The organism is Psychrobacter sanguinis, assembly GCF_020736705.1.
Classification (GTDB): Bacteria; Pseudomonadota; Gammaproteobacteria; order Pseudomonadales; family Moraxellaceae; genus Psychrobacter; species Psychrobacter sanguinis.
The window spans coordinates 231,443-253,261 of the sequence record NZ_CP085990.1; the positions used below are offsets into that span (position 1 = coordinate 231,443).

Genomic DNA, 21,819 nt, shown 5'->3' on the forward strand with positions numbered 1-21,819 from the left:
AAGAGGGAAGAAAAAGTAGTAACAAAAACAAATATCATAAAACAATGGGTCAAGACAGCATGCCATCTTAATGCCATTGCTTTGGTTACTTTTAGAGGGTGAACCACCCAATCGAGCAAAAAGCCGATTAAATTAGCCGCTATTATAGCAAGAAGTTACCGCAAACGTGGCATTGAACCACTATCTTTCACAGGCTTTTTCAAAACAAAAATCTGATTTTAAGATCTCTATCAAAAATGCGCTCAAAATGCCCTAAACTATAATGGTAATGACGGATAACTGCTAACAAAACGTTAGTTTAAAAATGTTTTCCTTACTCAATTTAACCTTACCCATTTTTTATTTACAAAGTTTCATTATCTCTTACATTGTCTATGTATTAATTAGATCTAGACCGATTTACGATAAACCAAGTATTCAAGTAGCTAATGCTAAGTACTCAATCTAATTACTGACATTTAGCTACTGAGAAAAGCTTAACTCTTTGAGAGCCTAACCATTGTTTTAGTAGTGCTTCTATAAAATTCAATAACAACGTAACTGAAGATAATATAAATAAGGAAATAAATATGAGTAAACAAGAACAGATAGATCTTATTCGCGCCATTGTAAAAGAAGTTAAATTTGCAATGATGACCACTGTTACCGATGAAGGTCATTTGCATGCTTGTCCTATGACGACTAGTGAAACCAGTCTAGGTGCCCGTGAAGTTTGGTTTATTGGTGATAAGACTTCTGAAGCAGTCGCCGATATCGACAAAAATCCTCAGGTAAACTTGTCCTATGTGAGTCAGGATGGTAAAGACTATGTGTCAATCAATGGCGTAGCAGAATTGGTTGAAGATCAGACTAAATTAGATGAGTTATGGTCGTCTATGAACAATGCTTTTTTTGAACATGGTAAAGAAGACGAAAACGTTCAACTTATCAAAGTAGTGCCTAACGGTGCAGAATACTGGCGCACTGGTAATAGTCTGGTAAATGCGGCGAAATTGGCAGCCGCTGCTCTTCAAGATGGTAAAGTTGCAGACAGCTTAGGCGAAAATGGCTCTGTTGAATTCGACTAGGATTTAGTAGCCTACTTAGTAAATTGTGTGGTCAAAGTTGTTATAATGAATATGATTTTTAATTGATAACATCTTGCTAGTAATAACTCTCCTTAATCCTAATAGTATCCATAAAAAAACGCCCTAATTATTAGGGCGTTTTTTGTGCATAATCATCGATGAACAAGGATTTATATAAAATTATTGATTAGCTTAATTCTGCTTCAAATAAGGCCAAGCCGCTTTCATATAAATCATCATAGACCATAAGGTGAGCACCACTGCTGCCATCATTAGAATATAGCCCAAAGTTTCAAGCGACTCTATATTTAATAGTAAAACTATAATGGCAATCATTTGGAAGGTCGTTTTTAATTTGCCTACATACGACACTGCCACACTGGTACGTGCCCCAAGCTCAGCCATCCACTCACGTAACGCTGAAACCGCAATTTCACGCGAGATAATAACAATAGCTGCAATCGACATGATAATGTTAGGGTGCCACTGTACCAATACTATCAACGCCACGGCTACCATAAGCTTATCTGCTACGGGGTCTAAAAATCGACCGAAGGCAGAAACAATATTCATCTTACGGGCTAAATAACCATCTAGCCAATCAGTTATCGCTGCCAAAGCAAACAATAATGTCAATAGAAGATGCCTTAACATACTGTCGCTGAAGGCATCCATATTCATGCCAATATTAGCAATAGCATTGTCTGAAATCATCGGCACCCCAATACCCAGTGCAGGTGGCCAATACGCAATTGCCACAAACAATGGAATCATTGCTATGCGAGCAATGGTCAGATTGTTCGGCAAATTAAAGATACTGGTTTCTTTATTCGGCTGTAAGGATGATTGAGTCATAGTTACTTTTAAAGAGGGTTTAATTTCAGTTAGCTTATCATTTATACCCAGTTTTAGTAAGCCCTATTAAGTGATATCTAGTTGATGTTTAACAGCAGGTATGATGATTGCTTTAACAGGACTGTTGTATGTCTATTAATAACATTATGCTTGTTAAAATTGTTATTAAAATGCATATTAAAAGTGGTCTTTAAAATGCACATTAAAAGGCTGGTTAAACTTATATCTTGCGAAAGTAACCATCAAACCGTAGCACATCGTTTTGCCAACTTTCGTCCGCTTGTCTCTGGGCAAATAATGGCGCCGACACAGGTCTTTTTACCACCACTCGCCCGCCAGTTACGACTAGAGCTAACGCTAAGTCCAATAGTTTTTGTTCTTCCGTGCTGCTCGGAGGCGGCGCAATGTGATGTAAGGCTTGCATGTGTTTGCCCACTTTCGCCCCTTTGCCTGTGACCGTGTTTTCATAGCTGTTCTCAGGAAACATGGGGTCTAAGTAAATGACATCATAAACCGTTCCAGATGCGCCAGTTTGTTTTTGATCATCGACTGGCTCCTTAAGAGACATAAACTGTGCAGAATCGTCACAAACGATAGTCAATCTTGACATCAACTTTTGCCAATTGCTCTGCTGTGACATCAACTGCTGCTCATACATAAGCAGCAATGCCATTAGTGGATCACGCTCTAGCATAGTGACTTGAGCACCGGTACTGGCCAAGATTAAGCTATCATGCCCAAATCCAGCTGTGGCATCAAGTACGCCGCTTTTATCCGTCAGTTTACAAGCCTGCAATAATAATTCTGACTTGCGCCCGGCACTTACCACACGGCGCTGCAAACTCTGCCAATCCGGTGACACACTAATCTGATGAGTCAGTAACGAAAGCTGTGCTTTATCATCAATAATAAATATCGGTTGAGCATACTGTTCACTAAGCTGCTTACGTACTTTTTGAGTCAGCTTTTGATCGACGGCATTGACCTGTAGAGCTAGTGGCAAATTCGCCTTTTCAACTAAGCCCTGCAATATCTGGATAACTGGCTCTACCCTAGCTAAACTAAAGTCTGAATAAATTAATGGGACATAAGCCAGATTACTCATTGCGCTGTTTTACCCTTTTTAACCTTGGATGTTATAACCAAATACCCAAGCGGCCAGTAGAACCATAACACCGGTAACAATACGCAACCAAGCAAAAATAGTAAAGTCACGACGGCTAACCCAATCTACCAGCCAGCGGATACATAGTAATGCCACAATAAAGGACACCACAACACCCACAGCCAGCACCACCCAATCTTCGGAGCTTGCCAACACATCTTTGTGCTTGATCATATCAAGCAGGCCTGCACCCACAATCACCGGTATGCCTAGGAAGAAGGAAAATTCTGCGGCGGCCTTACGTGACACGCCTAACCATAGGGCGCCAATAATAGTCGAACCTGACCGTGAGGTCCCTGGGATCAACGCCAGACACTGAAACAGACCAATCAGTAACGCATGTTTTAAGCTTACATCTTCTGCTTCTTCTGCCACCACAGGAATAGGCTTACGCTCAACATAGAATATGAGCAGACCACCCAAAATAAGCATGATTGCTACAGTATAAGGATTAAATAGATATTCCTTAATCTGATCGGCCATGGTAAAACCAATAATCATCACCGGAATAGTAGCCACAATAAGGCTAAGTCCCAATTGACGTGGGTTTTTTAAGGCATTAGGTCCTTCAGACTTACCGGTTATTAGTCCCATTAAGGCCCCCCATAAACGGCCCCAATATTCATAAATAACCGCCAATATAGCGCCTAACTGAATGACCACAATAAATAAATCTGCTTTTTCTTTGGTCCAAAAACCCATGATGTCTGCAGATAAAATTAAATAACCGGTACTGGATATGGGTAAAAACTCAGTAATACCTTCAACAATACCCATGATTATTGCTTTGAAAATGAGTAATAGATCCAAAGTAGATTCTCGCTATGAAAAATAAAATAATATTAGGAGGGATGATTTACATTCATATTTTAGTCTTAAAACCATAAACTTCTGGCCTTAAGACCATAAACATTAGACTTGATTCGATTAGAACTTAGGCTTTGCCTTGTTCTTTCAGCGTTTTCCACGCGTCGTTACGCAAGTATACCGGAAGCGCTTGCTCAGCAGACACGCCCCCTGACTGCAAATATTGAGCGATGCCTAGCTTAGCAAGTGTTACTGCATTAGGCGTCGTTTCAGGGTACACAGATTGATTTTGCTGTGCCTTTAATAAATTAGCACCATTACCTGCTATCGGCAAAACCTGTTCGGTACTTTGCTCATAGTCTAATAGCTGCTCTGAACTACCCTCTGCTAAAGTCATGGTCTGTGAATTCGGATTTAGCTGATATTGAGCAAAATATACTTGCTTCATACGGGCATCAAAAGCAGCGTAAACTTGCTCTACTTTTTGCTGCTCATAGGCAGCTTGGGCTATTGCTGCCAGACTTGACACACCCAAACAAGGTAGGTCATGCGCTACAGACAGAGCTTGTACCACCGCAGTATTAATTCGAATGCCACTAAAAGGACCCGGACCACGATTGAAGATTAAAGCAGTTATATCACTAAGTTTAATCTCAGCTTCCTTTAATGCTGCATCAATCATGGGCAGTATAAGTTGGGTTTGCTCACGTTTCCCAGGCTCAGTATGACAACTTAGAACCTGTAGCTGTCTATCCACTACTGCTACAGAACATTGATCGAAAACGGTATCTACTGCCAAAAACATGAGGGCCTCTTTAAACGCTAAAATGCAAAATATATCTTACAGGGTTGCCAGATTAAGTCGCATTATCATACCACTAGCCTTGGCTTTGATAAATCGATTGTTATACCATTCTGCCAATTCTCATCTTAAATTCACATAAGCCTAACAATAAAAAAGCCAAACTGCTAATTTAAAGCAGTCTGGCTGATTCATTATGTCTCTCAAACTGAATAGCAATCCAATTTTCGATCTAACTATTAATCCGTACTATTTAGGAAGAGAAGCTGAGATTTGACTCAAAATATCCTCAATCTCATTATTGGCTTCTTTTTCTTTGGCTAAGTCACCCTCTGGCGTCAACTGGTTCACAATCTCAGGTAACAACTCGGCTAGGCCCTGGCGCACTTCAGTTTCATCTGCCCCAGTGGTCTGAACGACGTGATGAATCTCTTGCTCATCAAATAGTTTATTTATTTGATTAGGATCAAGATTCTCATTTTGCTGTTGAGTACTCATCCATGACTGAGCTTGATTACCAAAACCCATTTCTTGAATTTTGTTTAGTGCCCCAGATAAGCCGCCATTACGCTGAATCCAATTAAGTGCAATCGGCATAAGGGCAGCCACCAACATAGCTTTACCGCCACCTGAGCGAGCGCCACGGCTATTGCCGCCTAAGACGCTACCTAAGATACTGCCTAAACCGCCAGTATTGCGATTGCCGCCCATCTGACCACCCAGCACACCGCCTATTAAGTCATCTAATCCAAAGCCATTGTCTTGTGCTTGGTTTTGAGTACGATGTGCTTGATTGTTACCCCCTAAGACCCTACCTAGAATATCACCTAACCCACCAGTAGGACGAGGTTGAATACGCTGATTTACTGGGTTACGTCTTGCATCTTCTGGATCCATTGCTTGACGAGCAACTTGAGTAATTAAATTCCCTAATAAACTCATATAATCTCCTTAATACCTTCAAAATATTCAATAATTGGTCGTACTATTTTCAGTCTATAAACTACTAAATTAATGTCATTAAATTGATGTCACTAAATTAGTACGGCTGACATCAGCACTAATATATAGGTTATTGTTGACTAAAGCAGACAGACTGAAGCTAGCTGATTGTAATCAAGCTTAACACTTAATTGTGTGCTATTTAAAATGCTATTTTTATGTGATTTGTTATCTAACTCTTACTCGTTCCACTTTCAACGCTAGGCCCACCGAGTGAGTACTTTTAATTGTCGCCAAGTGTCGGCCTCTACTTGGTCTTTCCATATCACAACTGTTTCTCTTTTTATCATCGGCTGCTGTGTATCAAAAACCAGTTGTACACAGTGCGGAAAGCTTTGACTCTTTATCAGCTGCGCCTGCCATAATATTGGCTGATGACGTCCCTGACTCAGTAATTGCCAATAGCTATTCACATTATCGAGATTGGATCCCGTAATATGTAGGAGCTGATTGCGACTTTTAATAATCGCAAAAACACAAAGTAGCATGGTTATCAGAGCCACTACCCATAGCCCATAAAATGGCAGCGCAGTGCTACTAACCATGCTCATTATCGCCACGAAAAATCCAATGTAATAGAGTCGTTGCCACCCGCTTTTATGAGTTATCTCTATCACCAACTGACGGCTCATGCTGTCTGTCTATTTGATAAGACTTTTGGCTCATGGCAGATATAGAATTGCCTCAAATCTAAGATAAATCACCATGTTGTAAGGTTTTAAGCTTTAATACCAAATCCGCTACCTTTGAATCCTCTGGTGTATCTTGATTCATAAAATAGTTAAGCAGATCAGGGTCTTCATAAGTTAACAGCTTGGCAAAAGTTGCCTGTTCGTCTTCATCAGCCGTTAAATAATGCTGTTTAACATAAGGGTCAATATAAAAGTCCAACTCTTTTAATCCGCGGCGGGCTTGATAGATAACTCTGCGCTGCTCGTTGGTAGGCTCTGGTTGTGTCATATTAAGCTGCTCCAAAATATAATGTAAAATTGCGGTTTATAAGGTACTTGCTATCATAGATGTATTTTATTAAAGGTGTATTATTTCAATAAATTTATTGGTTTAACTGCTGCCATAAAGCAACTGCCTGCATGGTCAATCCCACATTATGGGTACGCACTATACTGGCCCCTTGCTGATAAGCCAGTAAGGCAGCAGCCATACCTACGCCGTCTCTATCAATGGCCTTATGATTATCAAAAGCGGGTAATTGAGTATTGCTGAGCACTTCGCCCAAAAACCGCTTACGTGAAACACCGAATAAAATAGGCAACTGTAGCTGATGTAGCTCAGTTAATTGATTCAAGAGTATTTTGTGGTGCTCATAATCTTTGGCGAAACCAAAACCTGTATCGATAATAATATTACTGCGCTTTACGCCAGCTTGGATAGCACAATCGATACGCTGCTTTAACTCTGTGATCACCTCTTGTAGCACATCAGTATAATGAGCTTTGGAAGTCATCGTAGTCGGCTCCCCTCGCATGTGCATCAGTACTACAGGGATATCGAGCTTAGCGGCCATCTGTGGCGCGCCTGTACGAGTTAACGCTCTCACATCATTCCAGATATCCGCACCTACTTGTACCGCCTGCTCTATAACTTGCGGTGAACTGGTATCAATAGACACCCAAAACTCATCCCCAAACTGCTGACGTATCGCTTCTACTACAGGGACTACACGAGCACACTCTTCTTCTTCTGCGACGAGACTGGCATTTGGACGGGTGGACTCACCCCCAATATCAATAATAGTCGCACCCTCATTTAGCATTTGCTCACAATGATGGAGAGCTGCTTCTACATTATTAAATTTCCCACCATCCGAAAAAGAATCTGGTGTGACATTCAAGATACCCATAATATGTGGCTGAGACAGATCCAATTGCTTGGTATTACCCTGCAAAGTTCTAGCCTCAATAATGCGTTTCGGAAAAGGATGTAAATGCATAATAACTATTCTTCTAATTCTATATTAGTAAACCTGCCACTCGCAGATCTAAAACTGTATTATTTAATCTAAAACATTGCACCGTCATTGGTCGTGCAGTAATAAACCTATAACTACTATAAGCTTCACAGGCTTCGTATTTTAACAGATATAAAAGGTGATAGTGACTCAATAGCTAGCCATATTGACAGTGAACCCATTTAAGCCAATTAATTTCGGCAAATTAATCTTAGACAACTAGTATTAGACAATTAATACCACTCACTCTTTATCAACTAATATCCTTGAACCAATTTCAACGAATCAATCCTAGCAAAGTAATAATTAACCGTAGACTTCATAACCGTAAACCAAAGACACCCAGTAGCTTAAATACAGTGGCTTAAATACTGCACTTCAAATACCGCAGTTCAAATAATGGTTTCTAACTCAAAAATGACTAACAGAATAGCTAGCGACATGGCAAGTGGTACAAAATAACTGGCAATAAAAAAGGCACTTTCAGTCGAAAGTGCCTTTTTTTTACTACTCACTACAAATCACGATTTACGCGGACTACATCGCTGGTAATGGTGGCGGCGTTGGTCCAGAGCTTGAATCTGATGGCCCTAGTATTTCTTTTTTAGGGGTCACATCTTTTTCCTGATAATTGCGCGGCTCACGTGGCTCATTACCTGCCAAGATATCCTGTAATTGATCTCTATCAATGGTTTCCCATTTCATTAGCGCATCAACCATGGCATGCATCTTATCTTGATTCGCTTCGATGATTTCACGAGCAATATCGTACTGCTCTTCTAGTATGCGACGAATCTCTTCATCAACCTTTTGTTGAGTGGCTTCAGAAATAGAACGCGCACCTGCACCAAAGTAACCTTGTGATGCATCATCATCTTCATAGACCATAATACCTAGCGCATCAGACATACCATATTTGGTCACCATAGCTCGTGCCATTTTGGTAGCACGCTCAAAGTCATTAGAAGCACCTGTGGTTTTTTGATTTTCAAATATTTCTTCAGCAATACGGCCACCGAACAAAATTGAAATATCATTTAGCATCTTCGACTTATCCATGCTGGTCTGATCGAACTCAGGCAGCTGCCAAGTCACACCCAAAGCCCAACCACGTGGCATGATAGTCACTTTATGCACCGGATCAGTACCTGGTAGCATTTCAGCGACTAGAGCATGACCTGCCTCATGATAAGCGGTCGCACGGCGCTCTTCTTCACGCAGTACCATAGACTTACGCTCAGGACCCATAAATAGCTTGTCTTTAGCGTCTTCAAAGTCATTCATGTCAACACTGGTCTTATTACGACGAGCGGCAAACAAAGCAGCTTCGTTAACCAAGTTAGCAATCTGCGCACCACTAAAGCCTGGCGTACCGCGAGCTAACGCATTGACATCCACACCAACTGTCGCTGGTAACTTACGTAAATGAACTTTTAAGATTTCTTCACGACCCTTAATGTCTGGCAGACCCACATGCACCTGACGGTCAAAACGACCTGGACGTAATAATGCTTTATCCAGAACATCCGCACGGTTAGTGGCCGCAATAACGATAATACCGTCATTACCTTCAAACCCATCCATCTCAACCAATAATTGGTTTAGGGTCTGTTCACGTTCATCATTACCACCGCCCATACCCGTACCACGGCTACGGCCTACAGCATCAATCTCATCAATAAAGATGATACAAGGGGCATTCTTCTTAGCTTGTTCGAACATATCGCGAACACGTGAGGCACCAACACCGACAAACATTTCAACGAAGTCAGAACCTGAAATTGAGAAGAACGGTACTTTGGCTTCACCAGCAATGGCTTTTGCCAATAAAGTTTTACCGGTACCTGGAGGACCAACCATCAAGATACCACGAGGAATAGTGGCACCAAGCTTAGTGAATTTGTCAGGATCTTTTAGGAAATCAACGACCTCAACAACTTCTTCTTTGGCTTCTTCAGCACCCGCCACATCATTAAAGGTCACTTTGATTTGATCTTCACCCAACATTTTTGCTTTTGACTTACCAAAGCTCATCGGACCGCCCGCTTTGCCGCCGGCGCCACCTTGCATGTTACGCATGAAGAATAAGAAGATACCGATAATAAGCAGAACAGGGAAGCTTGCAATCAATAATTGCATCATGACGCTTTGGCGTTCAGGGGCGGCGCCCTGCACCTCAACTTTATGCTTACGTAATGTAGGCATTAACTGATCGTCAGCCACGGCAGGTACAACGGTCTCGAATTCCGAGCCGTTAACTTTTTCGCCAGTGATTTGTTCACCATCGATTTTGACGCTTTTTATCTGGTCTTCAGTGACTTGAGTTACAAACTCAGAGTAATTAAGCGTATCAGGCTCATTACTGCTATCAAAGTTGCTAAATACCAGCACTAATACGCCGATAACAACTAGCCACAATAAGGTATTTTTTACCATGTCGCTCACAAGCTATACCATCCCTTACTTATTGATGTATTCAAAATTCTGCCTAATCTCGCATTATAGCATGAGACAAAAAAACAACTATGGCTCGTCACCGTGTTAATACACCCATTGATTATTCTGTCATCAATTTTTTATAATATTTCTGACAGAATTTAGCAGTATTAACAAATACCAGCTTAATGAACCATTGCTTCTACCTCTCTTTATTAGGTCAACCTCGTTATTTATCAAGCATAAACCAAATAATAATATCCAAATAAAAGCACAAGTTGCTAAAGTTGCTGTTGCCCTCGCCATACTACAGGGTCATATAGGGTCTGATATCGTTGTCAATTAAGTCATAAATCTAACTTAACATTTATCTATAATACAAATACCCATAATACAGAGCCGATCTATAAATTCAGTAAACTTAGTTCTATAGCCTCAATTTCATAAGTTTAGATCTATAGGTTGGATAATATTGAGACAGCCTTTTACCTTCTGTCTTTACTTTGTGGCAACCCAAAACACTTCTTTTGAACGCGCACGAGAAGCGGCAGGCTTAATAGTGCGAACTTTTGAAAACTGAGATTGTAGCTGCTGGCGTAGTTGCTGTTCACCCTCGCCTTGGAACATCTTCATCACCAAAGAGCCACCTTTAGGCAATACCCGTAAGGCAAAATCTACCGCTAACTCGCACAGGTAAATCATACGCGGTTGGTCTACTGCCGTGTGTCCAGAGGTGTTGGGTGCCATATCAGATAGCACCACATCCACCTGTCTATCGCCCACTTCACCCATCAGCTTGTCAAACACTTCTTCTTCTCTAAAGTCGCCTTGAATAAAAGTGACGTTTTCTAAGGCATCCATTGGCAAGATATCTGAGGCGATTAATATTCCCTCATCCCCCACCAGTCTACCTGCTACCTGCGACCAGCTTCCAGGGGCACTGCCCAAATCGACCACAGTCATTCCTTTTTTAATAAGGTTGGTCTTTTCGTTAATTTCTAACAGCTTATAAGCTGCACGAGCACGATAACCCTCTTTTTGGGCCAGTTGTACATAATGATCATCAAGGTGCTCTTTCATCCAAGCTTTACTGCTTTTAGACAAGGTTTTATTGGTAATACGTGTCGCCACAATATCCTCACTATTTATTTAGAGAAGTGATAACTATAAGATAATTATTAATTCTAGCATTATTTGTTTAATTAAACTGACTAACTATACGCACACTCATACCGTTTATGGTTAGAGTCCAAATTAAGTTATCAATTACGTTCTACGTTAAGTGGTCAGCTAATTTCTAGGCTAAGCTAATCAACTTTACTTTTGATTGCGTTATTCATTAAAAATCTGCCTTTCTTACAAAGTCGTCATGCAAGACCCCCTAACTTTCTTTATAATGCACCCCTAGCATTTAATGCTTAGTCTACGGCTTAAGCTCGGTGACTGACACAGAGCTTAAGCAAAAAGTCGTCAATAAATACAGAATTTTAGATTTTTGGTCTACTCTATTTATCTGATGATTTATACATTTTCCAAGGCTGGTAAAGTTAGGCCTAATAATTAATACTGAGAAACTATGAGTACTGCAAAAAACAACCGTCCTACATTGGACAATACTGAACTGCGCCGCCTTAAAGGTATTGGCCATGAATTAAAGCCTGTGGTGACTATCGGCAATAAAGGCTTGACTGATTCAGTAGTAGAAGAGTTAGATCGTGCACTGAACGATCATGAACTTATCAAAATCAAAACCCCACCAGGTACCAAAGAAGAGCGTGAAGCTTTCAGTAGCGACCTTGCGAATAAAACAGGTGCACAGCTTATTCACACTATTGGTCGTATGGCACTTTTATTACGTCGTAATCCTAACGCCAACCCTAAGCTATCTAACTTAAGCCGTTATAGTGATTAGAAGTTAGCGGTTGATTGCGATTAAGCAATTACTGTCGCTAATTGGCTAAACCCGTTATTGAATGAACAGGTAATAAATTAACAGTAAAGGCCGCTAATAAATAGCGGCCTTTATTTTTTTAATCTAGAATTTATTTTTAATCGACAATATAAGTGCAGCAATAATAGACCATAAAAAAAACCTCATCTATTTAAATAAATGAGATTTTTATTTTATCAATTTTATCGTATTAATTACGAACAAGTACTGATAACCATCGTTAGCAATTAGTCGTTCATTGCTAAATAAGTACCCTGATTTGAAGCATCTAAATAACGACCATCGCGCCAAACAGTATATCCATTGTGGCTGCTATAAGGGCTGAATTTTGATTGTACGAAATCTGATACCCATTGTGAGCCATCAAAAATCTGAATATGGCCATGTGGGTTTTTTGATGAGCGGTTGAATACAGCAACATCACCTACCTGTGGCTGGTAGTTATCATTGCTAAGTTTAACGAATCCAGCTTCTGCTAAGGTACCACGAGTTGCGTACTGATAGGCTGAGTTATTAGGGGTAAAACTGTAGCCTGCTGATTGTAGAGCTTGACGCACATATCGTGCACAAAGACCTAGTGTTCTTGAGTGAGCAGCGCGGGCAGCACGAGCAGCGGCTAGAGCTGGAGGTGCTGAGCTGTCTAAACGCCCAGAAGAGAATGATGGTGTGTTTGCAGAAGTAGCAAACGACGTTGAAGTGCTGTATCTACTTTCTAATTGTCTTGCTAGTTGAGCCAATTCATCACTTTTTTGTTGTGCTTGATTGCTTAAATATTCAATATTCTGAACACGCTCAGAGGTATTAGATGAAATATTAGAGTAACTATTTACTACTTTATACGTTTTAACTGATGGAGAACTTGTGGCTGGCTCAAAAGTTTGTTGAACTGTTGCATTTACTTGCGTGGCACTTAGCCCCATTAACGACAAAATAATAAGTGACTTTTTCATAAAATTCCCAGAATTAATTTTTGCAATGTACTGTTCAACCTACCTGTCAAACAGCCTTTTGATATTCATTTAAAACAAACGACCTATCGAAACAGCCTATATTTAGACTTAGCAACCGTTTATGCTATCTATATACTCAGTGATAACTTTATCTATAAATCAAGTTTGAGGCCTGCTATGCAAAACCCTTTAAAACCCAATCATTTAGCAAAGCGTATTGATCATCAAAAGTCTGCAGCGTCTTCCTTGCCTAAGTCTTTAAGTGATAAATGCTCTGAGCTGAACAAATTAACGCAAGAGATAAAAGCATTACTAGGAAGAGGACTACCAGAAGAGATCTTAAAATCACTTTGGATAGTTAAGTATGAAGAAGGTTTATTGGTGCTTTCTGTGCAGTCTCAGACTGCAGCAAACCATCTTCGATACCAATCAAACAACCTAATTAATATACTAAAAGAACAATCTCTTACATTCAGCGTACTAAAAAATATAGATGTAATCGTTACTTACCCTGCTTCGATTGACCACTTAAATGAGAATCAGGATTACTCAATATCACATTCAAATCAATCGAACTTAACTCTTAGTAAGGGCGGAAGCCATATTAATCGTGACCTCACCGAAACAACGAAACGAACTATAACATACACATTAGAGCATGTCATTAAAGATGAACGCTTAAAAGAATCCCTAAAAAGGCTTACAAAACCTAACTAAAACCTTTCTATTATGTTTTATTATGTAATCAAGCGTGGTGTTATTGGTAGACAATGTTTGGTTTTTAAAACTAGATTCGTAAAAACAACCAAATTTATTATTTAATCTATGACTAATTTTTATTGATTGAGGTCTTCTAAGTATTGAAAATGTTTGGATTGTGCAAGTTTTCATTAATTTTTGATAAAAAAAAGCGAAACTTAAGTTTCGCTTTTTTTTATATTTCCCTAATGTTGCTTACCACTCAAAAATAACGCTAAAAAATTGGAAAATATTTTCGATTACATCTTGATTTTTATATTTTATAGTCAATTGCAAAATCAAGTTTGTCATACATTGTTACAATTTCAAAGTTGTCTGGGTCACTATATACCGCTCTAATCAATTTATTGTTCAAAGCATGCCCTGATTTATAGGCCGAAAACTTACCAATCAGACTGTATTTTGCCAAATATAAGTCCCCAATAGCATCTAAAATCTTATGACGTACGAACTCTTCTTTGTGTCGCAGTCCTTCTTTATTCATAATACCGTCGTCATCAAGGACGATGGCATTATCCAAACTGCCTCCTAAAGCCAAATTGTTTTTTTGTAGATGTTCAATATCGCGCATAAAACCAAAGGTTCTGGCATTGCCTACATTTTCAATATAACTCTTTGTGGAAAACTCGAACTGATAGTGCTGTGTATCTTTGGGTATGCCTGGATGTTCAAATTCAATTTCAAAGTCCAAGCAAAATCCCGAATAAGGCTCTAGTTGCGCAGACTTATCACCCTCTTCGACTCTGACAGTCTTTAAGATTCTCATAAACTTCTTTGGGGCAGTTTGCTCTTTAATACCTGCTTCTAGTATCAATTGCACGTAGTCTTCGGCACTACCATCCATAATAGGAATCTCAGCATCAGAGACTTTAACCAATAAATTGTCGATACCAAGCCCTGATAAAGCACTTAATAAATGCTCCACGGTACCAATTTTCACGCCATCCACTATTAGATTTGACGACATGACCGTATCAGTGACTAAAAAAGCATCGGCAGCGATTAACGGTGCATTGTCTATATCAGTGCGTAAAAAATGTATACCGCTATCAATAGCCGCTGGCTCTAGGATAAGCGTCACATTTTGGCCACTGTGTAATCCGACACCGATGACTTCAATAGGCTGCTTTAATGTGCGTTGTTTCATAAAGTTGGTACCCTTATTACTTAGCTATGAGTATTGACTCAAATATAGGAATTTTAACACAGTAAACTATTAAGATAATTCGTATCAAACGATATTTACTTTAGTCCATTAAGTTTACCCATAAAAAAAGCCAAGCTTAAGCTTGGCTTTTTCTCAATAAGGCTAGTTTAATGCTGCTGTTTTAACATTATATTTTTTAACACTATCTACTTTTATAATAGCTACTGTAATAAATAACTGTTAAATCGTGTAAGAATTAACGATTTTGTTGACGTTTTAAGTAATCCTGAATGCTATTTGTTTTGGTAGCAGAAGAAGGTTGTGACGTCGGTGTAGATGTTCCAGCAGGATTATTTACATGGCTTTGAGTTGCAGTGGTTCTTTGATGAGCATTAAAGGCACTGGTATGTGTTGCTGGATCAACTGTCTGTGTACTGTTCGCTGAAGGCATTGGTTTGTGTGCATCGTTGTCTTCATCTAGGGTTAAACCCGTAGCAATTACAGTTACGTGTAAATCTTCACCTAGCTTCTCATCAATAACCGTACCGATGAAGATATTGGCATCTTCAATATCAGTGATGTCATTAACCACTTCAGTAATTTGGTTAAGCTCATCTAAGGTAACTGATTCTGATGACACAACGTTTACGATAAGGCCTTTGGCATTTTCCAATAACAAGTTATCTAATAGAGGAGAACGAATGGCTTTTTCAGTGGCTTGACGTGCGCGGTCTTCACCACTGGCACGGCCAATACCCATCATAGCGTGACCTTTCGCAGTCATAGCGGTACGAATATCGTTAAAGTCGATGTTGATAACACCTTCGCTTGAAATGGTTTGTGCAATACCCTGTACTGCATGCATCAACACATCATCAGCTTTTTTGAAAGCATCTTGCATTGAGATATTGCCGTAAACTTTAAGCAGTTTATCATTAGGAATAGTAATGATAGAGTCTACAAAGTTTGAAAGCTGGTCAATACCTGCTTTGGCCGCTTTAATACGCTTGCCACCTTCAAATTTGAAAGGCGTGGTGACCACGCCCACAGTCAAAATTTCCATTTCTTTAGCAATACGAGCTACCACTGGTGCTGCACCTGTACCCGTACCGCCGCCCATACCCGCAGTGATAAATACCATGTCTGAGTCTTCAAGCAACTTACGGATGGCTTCTTCATCTTGTTCAGCAGCTTCACGACCCACTTCAGGATTTGCGCCTGCACCAAGACCACGGTTGGTATGCGCGCCAAGTTGCAGCTTGTTGTCAGCGGTTAGTCTGTCCAACGCTTGCTTATCGGTATTAGCACACACAAAAGTAACGCCTTTGACGCCTTGCTGAACCATGTGCTCAACAGCATTACCGCCGCCGCCGCCCACACCGAACACAGTGAAACGCGCTTGACCATTATTTAAATCGTGGCTGTTAGTAGCCATTGTATACTTAGACATTATCACTCCTTGAGGTCATCTATTTAGTCATTACCTTTATATAAGCTAAAACTAAAGTAGTGACTGTGAAATATGAAAATTAAGATATAGGGAAGCTATATTATGCTTTTGAAAAAATTACTCAAATTATGTTTGATCGTACTAAATTTAGTAGGTTTATTGACCTCTAACGCTTCTGGTGAACTCTTCTCACTGTGTTTGAATTGTTCACTTTGGCTGTATAACAAGGCACCATAAGCCGTCTGTAAGTTACGCTGACCCACTCTCAAATTCAACTCTTTGAATTTGTCATCACTATCAAAATGATTGTAAGCAGAAATAGCAATATGGGCATTAGTCATTACCACCGGCATCTCAAGTAGACGTTTTGAAAAACGCACCATACCGCGAATCTGACTACCGCCACCGGTTAAAATAACACCACGTTGTAAATAGTCCATCAACCCTTCATCGGATAACTTTTGAAAAATAACCCGATAAAGTTCGATATAACGTGCTTCAATAATTTGAGCCAATTGTAGCATGCTGATGGTGGCTTCATCCGCCATACCTACTCTGGGGAAAGTTTCAAATCTCGTAGGATCTACATCACGAGTATCCACTGTCCCTCTCTGAATTTTAAGCTTTTCGGCCTCCATCATAGTGAGACCTAACTCAGCTGAGATATCCATGGTGACCTTATTGCCACCATCCGCAATACAGTGCGTAAAAATTAGTTTATTTTCGCGATAAATGCAAATACTGGTGGTACTTGCTCCTATATCAATTAAACAAACCCCTTGTTCACGCTCTTCAGACATTAGGCTATATTCAGCACTAGAAACCGCATCGAACAACATATGATCAATACTGACATCACAGGCTTGAATAAGTTTTTGAATATTTTGTCTACTTGATACTGGCATCATCATAAGGTGATACATCACAGTGACCTTATTCGCGTACATACCAATAGCATCGTCAACCATTTGTTCTTGATTGTCTAAAAATATGCCTTGTTGGCAATGGTGCATAAGGTAATGAGTATTGGGTAGTACACTGGCTTTCGCCAGACTTAAAGCTTTAACAATATGCTGGGTTTCTACAACCCCACTTTCTATATCTACAGCGCCAAAGCCATTATGACTTAGTAGCTCAGGAGTGGATAACGTTAACCACACACTATGAATACGACAATTCGCCATTTCCTCTGCTTGGATAATCGCTTGGCGAATAGAGCTCTTAAGGCGATCAAAATGTCTAATTTGACCTTGCTGAAAGTCCTCCGTAGGAACCTCACCAACACCCTTAATACGAATGTCGGTCGCAGAAACAACATTAGCCACCACGACATAGACTGCAGAGGCGCTTAAATGAATGACGGCTAGGAGATTTTCAGATTTACTCATAAAGTTTAAAACATATATGTACTGTGAGGAATTTTAAGTATAAAAATATACTTTTCATCCAAATTAAAACAGTAAGGTTAGGTTAGGGTTTAATTTTAAGTATTGCTATGAGCCTATCCTTAATCATGCTAGCCAACCTTTGGTCATGCTAGCCAGACAATAAGCCATACCTGATTGTAATACATCATAACGAATAAGTTTTCATTACTAAATAAAACCGCTTCAAATCAACTTTGAGGCGGCTTTCAATTAAAGTGGTATTTCACTTTCTGCTGCACTGGCTTCCTGCACTGCTGTATCTGCTTTGTTCGTATTGTCTACCGCTTGAGGCTTACTTGCCTCCGCTTGTACTGAAGCGGCGGGAGCAGTATCTACAGATTCGTTTTTCCAGTCAATAACAAAACCATTTTTATAGCGTAAATCAGCTGCCGCAATATCTTCGCGTTTGTCAGCCAATTGATTCTGCAATAATTGACTTAAATTCATAAGCTTTTGTGAGGTATGCTCATTGTCTACAATGATACGCATCCCATTATCAAATTTAATCGCCCAAGTCATACGGGGCGTCAGTACCAAATCCTCAACTTGCATCTTTAATGGTGCAAACCACTGATTCACCTGCTGCATTTGTTTCATAATTAAAGAGGATTGATCGGTATCCCCTTGTAACATTATCAAACCGGGTTGTAAAAGTTCAGACTCACTAACCGGTTTGTAAACCTGTCCTTGCGCATCTATTAAATGCTCACTGCCAAATCGAGCGACAGCCTCACGCGGTAAGGCAGTAATAACAATACCTTCACCCCATTTACGCTCAATGTCCACTTGACTAATCCAACGCTGCTGCATGACACTGTCTTTTAACTCAGGTAAAACTGCAGTAAAGAAACTACCCGCCTGTTTTTTGCTCATAGCCTTATTTAAGGTCTCATACTGAGCGGCGTCAAGGTTCTTAGTATTAACAACCACTTTAGCGGGTTGAGAGCTATAAATTCTATTTGATACTAATAAAAAAATAGCAACAAATAAAACTACAGCAATACTAATCCACGTTTTAACGGATAAAAATTTACTTGGGTTCAGCGCAGTTTTATTCACAGAAGCAGCCGTAGTTTCCATTTTGTCTAATAACTCATAATTGTAACGCATTTGCTGGAGCAGCGATAGCGACTATATTTAGCGAGCATGTATCAATTTATGACAGAACAAACGATATGAGCAATAAACTAAGTACTTATATCCTTGTTGTGACTTAAATCACCTTTAGCCATTATAATTTTCGAGGTAAATCGTTATAGAAATTACTTATATATAGATTACCTATATAGTTAAATCTTGCTAGATATTAAAAACTTGTAACATTGTCCACAGCTTCTTCAGCTATAAGGTTTGAGCCAAAATATGCCAACATAACTGCTCAAAATCCATACCGCGGGCTTTAGCAGCCATAGGCACTAAGCTGTGACTGGTCATTCCAGGCACCGTATTGATTTCTAGGAGCCAGAAATTGCCGTTTTCGTCTTGCATGGCGTCAATACGACCCCATCCCTTCGCATCCACTGCTTTAAAAGCCGCTAAACTAAGCGCTTGTAAGTGTGTTTCCTCTTCTTCAGATAAGCCACAAGGGATATGATACATCGTATCATTACGATTATACTTGGCTTCATAATCATAGAAGTTAGATACATCAGCAGGCTGCAATCTAATAACCGGATACGCCTCATCATCAATAATTACAATGGTAAATTCGCGGCCGGTAATCCATTTCTCAGCCATAACCACATCGCCACAGCCTGAGGCTAACTCAAAGGCCTTAGGCAACTCATCTAAGGTATTTACTTTACTCATACCAATACTTGAGCCTTCATGAACCGGCTTAACAATTAAAGGTAAACCTAGCGCACTAACTACTTGTTGCCAATCTGTGTCTTTGGTTAATACTGCAAAAAGGGCAGTCGACAAACCACAACCTAGCCAAAGCTGCTTAGTGCGTACTTTATCCATACCTATGGCAGAAGCTAACACCCCTGAACCTGTTTGCGGAATTTGCAACCAATCTAGTAACCCTTGTAGCTGACCATCTTCACCACCACGACCGTGTAACACATTAAACACACGATCATAGTTTTTTAATTCAGTAACATCTTGGTGTTTAGGATCGAAATGATTCGCCTCCACACCTTGGGATTGCAATGCTTTTAATACCGCATTACCACTGTCCAAAGAAACATCACGCTCATTACTACTACCGCCATAAACCACCGCTACTTTACCGAAAACACTCGGGTCTTTATCAGAAGCAAGACCGCTGGCTTTATCGGAAAAATCAGTATCAAAAGTTGAATTAACAGCATCAGTCATAGTTATCGGCATCTTAAACAAGGGTTATGAGTATCTTAAATAGCCATTAACTGGTCAAATAAAGGCTAGTTAATCGCTAAAATAAAAGGGCTAACAAAAATAAAAGGGTTAAAGAGTAGAAGTACAAAAACCCTAAAACCCAATCATAATAAGCATGAATTAAATATAAAGATTATTGGCAGCCAATTCTTGACATAACTGGCCAACGTTACCCGCGCCTTGAGTGATTAAAATATCACCGGCCTTCAATATACGCTGCATTGCCGGTGCCAACTCGTCTTTATCAATCACCATAGGCTCTACTTCACCACGAAGACGAATACTGCGTGCCAATGACTTGGTATCTGCCCCAACTATAGGGGTCTCGCCTGCACTATAAACATCCAACAGCATTAACTCATCAACTTGCGATAACACAGCAACGAAATCATCGTAGCAGTCGCGAGTACGGGTATAACGATGTGGCTGGAATAACATAACCAAACGACGCTCAGGATAACTTTCACGAGCGGCTTTAATTGTGGCTGCCACCTCTACCGGATGGTGACCATAGTCATCAATAAGTAGCACATCACCTTCATCTTTTTTGACACAGGCTTGTTGTTCAAAACGGCGACCGACACCAGCAAACTTGGCTAAAGCACGTTTAATGGCTTCGTCATCCACCCCTTCATCTGTCGCCATAGTAATCGCTGCTAACGCATTGAGGACGTTATGTTGGCCTGGAATATTCAGTGTGAGTTGCAGCGGCTCATGGTCTTTACGCAAAACTGTAAAATGCGTCTTGGTGCCTTCTACTCTAACATCTGTGGCTTGCACATTATTATGTGGTTCGAAACCATAAGTTAACACAGGACGACCGATGTCATCGATCATGCTGTACAGTTCTTTATCATCACCACAAACTACTGCCAATCCGTAAAAGGGCATGTTTTGTAAAAACTGAATATAGGCCGCTTTTAACTTATCGAAACTATTGCCATATGTTTCCATATGGTCTTGGTCGATATTGGTAACGATAGCAGCCATAGGGTGCAAGGTCAAAAATGAAGCATCAGACTCATCAGCTTCTGCGATTAAATAACGACTCTCTCCCAGTGACGCATTTTTCCCAGAAGCATTTAGTTTACCGCCAATCACATAAGTAGGATCTAGGCCTGCTTCTGTCATCATCATAGTGAGTAAGCTGGTGGTGGTGGTTTTTCCGTGTGCACCCGCCACAGCAATACCATGACGATAGCGCATCAATTCGCCCAACATATCGGCACGACGTACTACAGGCAGCTGTGCTTTTAATGCTGCTTGGATCTCTGGGTTATTACGGTCAATAGCAGAAGACACCACTATCACATCTGCATTGGCAATATTTTTAGAGTCATGACCAATAAATACTTCGATACCTAAGCTTTGAAGACGCTGAGTCACTGCGCTTTCTTTAATATCTGACCCACTAACACCATAGCCTTGGTTTTTCATAACTTCAGCAATACCACACATCCCTGCCCCACCAATGCCGATAAAGTGAATGCATTTGATACGGCGCATTTCTGGAATTTCAATCAATCTTTTTGGCAAGGCTGCTTGTGACATAACTATCTCTTTTTGTAATAGATAAAAATAAAAACTGATATTTAAACCTGGTATTTAAGCAGTGATAACTGCGAAGGCCATTCACAATGTCCTTAAATACACTCGGTTACTAACTCAAGG

Annotated in this window: 20 protein-coding genes; 3 read left to right on the forward strand and 17 right to left on the reverse strand. The window is 40.1% G+C overall.

Annotation, left to right across the window (positions count from 1 at the left end):
• Positions 1-569 precede the first annotated feature (569 nt).
• Positions 570-1,067 carry a pyridoxamine 5'-phosphate oxidase family protein gene (locus tag LK453_RS00995; protein ID WP_201537237.1) on the forward strand — a complete coding sequence of 166 codons (498 nt, stop codon included), beginning with the start codon at positions 570-572 and terminating at the stop codon, positions 1,065-1,067.
• Between the two features lie 192 nt (positions 1,068-1,259).
• Here the strand turns inward: LK453_RS00995 and pgsA are convergent, their stop codons facing one another.
• The 10 genes from pgsA to rlmE all read right to left on the reverse strand — a co-directional run bounded on the left by pgsA (position 1,260) and on the right by rlmE (position 11,234).
• On the reverse strand, positions 1,260-1,922 hold the full coding sequence (pgsA, locus tag LK453_RS01000; RefSeq protein WP_201526611.1) for a CDP-diacylglycerol--glycerol-3-phosphate 3-phosphatidyltransferase: 663 nt from the start codon (positions 1,920-1,922) through the stop codon (positions 1,260-1,262).
• Positions 1,923-2,142: 220 nt separating this feature from the next.
• Entirely contained in the window at positions 2,143-3,027 is an 885-nt protein-coding gene (locus LK453_RS01005; protein ID WP_201537234.1) for a class I SAM-dependent methyltransferase, read from the reverse strand.
• Between the two features lie 18 nt (positions 3,028-3,045).
• Positions 3,046-3,897: an undecaprenyl-diphosphate phosphatase gene (locus LK453_RS01010; RefSeq protein WP_201537230.1), complete on the reverse strand. Its 852-nt coding sequence runs from the start codon at positions 3,895-3,897 to the stop codon at positions 3,046-3,048.
• Between the two features lie 124 nt (positions 3,898-4,021).
• Positions 4,022-4,699 (reverse strand): tRNA (adenosine(37)-N6)-threonylcarbamoyltransferase complex dimerization subunit type 1 TsaB, encoded by a 678-nt coding sequence (gene tsaB / locus LK453_RS01015; RefSeq protein ID WP_201537227.1) that lies wholly within the window; start codon positions 4,697-4,699, stop codon positions 4,022-4,024.
• A 246-nt stretch (positions 4,700-4,945) separates the two neighbouring features.
• Positions 4,946-5,638, reverse strand: a complete 693-nt coding sequence (locus LK453_RS01020) for a YidB family protein (RefSeq protein ID WP_201537224.1) — start codon at positions 5,636-5,638, stop codon at positions 4,946-4,948.
• A gap of 260 nt (positions 5,639-5,898) precedes the next feature.
• Positions 5,899-6,330, reverse strand: a complete 432-nt coding sequence (locus tag LK453_RS01025) for a protein YgfX (RefSeq protein ID WP_201537222.1) — start codon at positions 6,328-6,330, stop codon at positions 5,899-5,901.
• Positions 6,331-6,388: 58 nt separating this feature from the next.
• Positions 6,389-6,658, reverse strand: coding sequence for an FAD assembly factor SdhE (locus tag LK453_RS01030; RefSeq protein ID WP_201526626.1), 270 nt, complete (start codon positions 6,656-6,658; stop codon positions 6,389-6,391).
• A gap of 94 nt (positions 6,659-6,752) precedes the next feature.
• On the reverse strand, positions 6,753-7,649 hold the full coding sequence (gene folP / locus LK453_RS01035; protein ID WP_201541612.1) for a dihydropteroate synthase: 897 nt from the start codon (positions 7,647-7,649) through the stop codon (positions 6,753-6,755).
• Between the two features lie 555 nt (positions 7,650-8,204).
• A complete protein-coding gene (gene ftsH, locus LK453_RS01040; RefSeq protein WP_044298182.1) occupies positions 8,205-10,103 on the reverse strand; it encodes an ATP-dependent zinc metalloprotease FtsH in 1,899 nt (632 codons plus the stop codon).
• Positions 10,104-10,601: 498 nt separating this feature from the next.
• Positions 10,602-11,234, reverse strand: coding sequence for a 23S rRNA (uridine(2552)-2'-O)-methyltransferase RlmE (gene rlmE, locus LK453_RS01045; RefSeq protein WP_201537215.1), 633 nt, complete (start codon positions 11,232-11,234; stop codon positions 10,602-10,604).
• Between the two features lie 445 nt (positions 11,235-11,679).
• Between rlmE and LK453_RS01050 the strand changes: the two genes are divergently transcribed.
• Complete coding sequence (locus LK453_RS01050; RefSeq protein ID WP_007394137.1) at positions 11,680-12,015, forward strand: YhbY family RNA-binding protein; 336 nt, start codon at positions 11,680-11,682, stop codon at positions 12,013-12,015.
• Between the two features lie 266 nt (positions 12,016-12,281).
• Here LK453_RS01050 and LK453_RS01055 read toward each other — a convergent pair whose 3' ends face one another.
• Positions 12,282-13,004: a CHAP domain-containing protein gene (locus tag LK453_RS01055; protein ID WP_007394138.1), complete on the reverse strand. Its 723-nt coding sequence runs from the start codon at positions 13,002-13,004 to the stop codon at positions 12,282-12,284.
• Positions 13,005-13,181: 177 nt separating this feature from the next.
• On the opposite strand from LK453_RS01055, the gene LK453_RS01060 reads away from it, so the two are divergent.
• Entirely contained in the window at positions 13,182-13,721 is a 540-nt protein-coding gene (locus tag LK453_RS01060) for a hypothetical protein (RefSeq protein ID WP_201537212.1), read from the forward strand.
• Positions 13,722-14,016: 295 nt separating this feature from the next.
• On the opposite strand, the gene lpxC is transcribed toward LK453_RS01060, so the two are convergent.
• The 6 genes from lpxC to murC all read right to left on the reverse strand — a co-directional run bounded on the left by lpxC (position 14,017) and on the right by murC (position 21,699).
• The gene (lpxC, locus tag LK453_RS01065) at positions 14,017-14,910 is read right to left on the reverse strand and encodes a UDP-3-O-acyl-N-acetylglucosamine deacetylase (protein WP_007394140.1); all 894 of its coding nucleotides are present in this window, start codon (positions 14,908-14,910) and stop codon (positions 14,017-14,019) included.
• Between the two features lie 256 nt (positions 14,911-15,166).
• Positions 15,167-16,360, reverse strand: a complete 1,194-nt coding sequence (ftsZ, locus tag LK453_RS01070; protein WP_201535519.1) for a cell division protein FtsZ — start codon at positions 16,358-16,360, stop codon at positions 15,167-15,169.
• A gap of 95 nt (positions 16,361-16,455) precedes the next feature.
• Positions 16,456-17,748 carry a cell division protein FtsA gene (gene ftsA / locus LK453_RS01075; protein WP_007394142.1) on the reverse strand — a complete coding sequence of 431 codons (1,293 nt, stop codon included), beginning with the start codon at positions 17,746-17,748 and terminating at the stop codon, positions 16,456-16,458.
• A 249-nt stretch (positions 17,749-17,997) separates the two neighbouring features.
• Positions 17,998-18,867: a cell division protein FtsQ/DivIB gene (locus LK453_RS01080; RefSeq protein ID WP_227945172.1), complete on the reverse strand. Its 870-nt coding sequence runs from the start codon at positions 18,865-18,867 to the stop codon at positions 17,998-18,000.
• A 261-nt stretch (positions 18,868-19,128) separates the two neighbouring features.
• Positions 19,129-20,121 (reverse strand): D-alanine--D-alanine ligase, encoded by a 993-nt coding sequence (locus tag LK453_RS01085; protein ID WP_201535498.1) that lies wholly within the window; start codon positions 20,119-20,121, stop codon positions 19,129-19,131.
• Positions 20,122-20,268: 147 nt separating this feature from the next.
• Entirely contained in the window at positions 20,269-21,699 is a 1,431-nt protein-coding gene (gene murC, locus LK453_RS01090; RefSeq protein WP_201526634.1) for a UDP-N-acetylmuramate--L-alanine ligase, read from the reverse strand.
• Between the last annotated feature and the right edge of the window lie 120 nt (positions 21,700-21,819).

Excerpts from the sequence above, each read along its gene's own strand:
- LK453_RS00995 (WP_201537237.1), top strand. The coding sequence starts at position 570 with ATGAGTAAACAAGAACAGATAGATCTTATTCGCGCCATTGTAAAAGAA.
- pgsA (WP_201526611.1), bottom strand. The coding sequence starts at position 1,922 with ATGACTCAATCATCCTTACAGCCGAATAAAGAAACCAGTATCTTTAAT.
- LK453_RS01005 (WP_201537234.1), bottom strand. The coding sequence starts at position 3,027 with ATGAGTAATCTGGCTTATGTCCCATTAATTTATTCAGACTTTAGTTTA.
- tsaB (WP_201537227.1), bottom strand. The coding sequence starts at position 4,699 with ATGTTTTTGGCAGTAGATACCGTTTTCGATCAATGTTCTGTAGCAGTA.
- LK453_RS01020 (WP_201537224.1), bottom strand. The coding sequence starts at position 5,638 with ATGAGTTTATTAGGGAATTTAATTACTCAAGTTGCTCGTCAAGCAATG.
- LK453_RS01025 (WP_201537222.1), bottom strand. The coding sequence starts at position 6,330 with ATGAGCCGTCAGTTGGTGATAGAGATAACTCATAAAAGCGGGTGGCAA.
- LK453_RS01030 (WP_201526626.1), bottom strand. The coding sequence starts at position 6,658 with ATGACACAACCAGAGCCTACCAACGAGCAGCGCAGAGTTATCTATCAA.
- folP (WP_201541612.1), bottom strand. The coding sequence starts at position 7,649 with ATGCATTTACATCCTTTTCCGAAACGCATTATTGAGGCTAGAACTTTG.
- ftsH (WP_044298182.1), bottom strand. The coding sequence starts at position 10,103 with ATGGTAAAAAATACCTTATTGTGGCTAGTTGTTATCGGCGTATTAGTG.
- LK453_RS01050 (WP_007394137.1), top strand. The coding sequence starts at position 11,680 with ATGAGTACTGCAAAAAACAACCGTCCTACATTGGACAATACTGAACTG.
- LK453_RS01055 (WP_007394138.1), bottom strand. The coding sequence starts at position 13,004 with ATGAAAAAGTCACTTATTATTTTGTCGTTAATGGGGCTAAGTGCCACG.
- LK453_RS01060 (WP_201537212.1), top strand. The coding sequence starts at position 13,182 with ATGCAAAACCCTTTAAAACCCAATCATTTAGCAAAGCGTATTGATCAT.
- lpxC (WP_007394140.1), bottom strand. The coding sequence starts at position 14,910 with ATGAAACAACGCACATTAAAGCAGCCTATTGAAGTCATCGGTGTCGGA.
- ftsZ (WP_201535519.1), bottom strand. The coding sequence starts at position 16,360 with ATGTCTAAGTATACAATGGCTACTAACAGCCACGATTTAAATAATGGT.
- ftsA (WP_007394142.1), bottom strand. The coding sequence starts at position 17,748 with ATGAGTAAATCTGAAAATCTCCTAGCCGTCATTCATTTAAGCGCCTCT.
- LK453_RS01080 (WP_227945172.1), bottom strand. The coding sequence starts at position 18,867 with ATGGAAACTACGGCTGCTTCTGTGAATAAAACTGCGCTGAACCCAAGT.
- LK453_RS01085 (WP_201535498.1), bottom strand. The coding sequence starts at position 20,121 with ATGCCGATAACTATGACTGATGCTGTTAATTCAACTTTTGATACTGAT.
- murC (WP_201526634.1), bottom strand. The coding sequence starts at position 21,699 with ATGTCACAAGCAGCCTTGCCAAAAAGATTGATTGAAATTCCAGAAATG.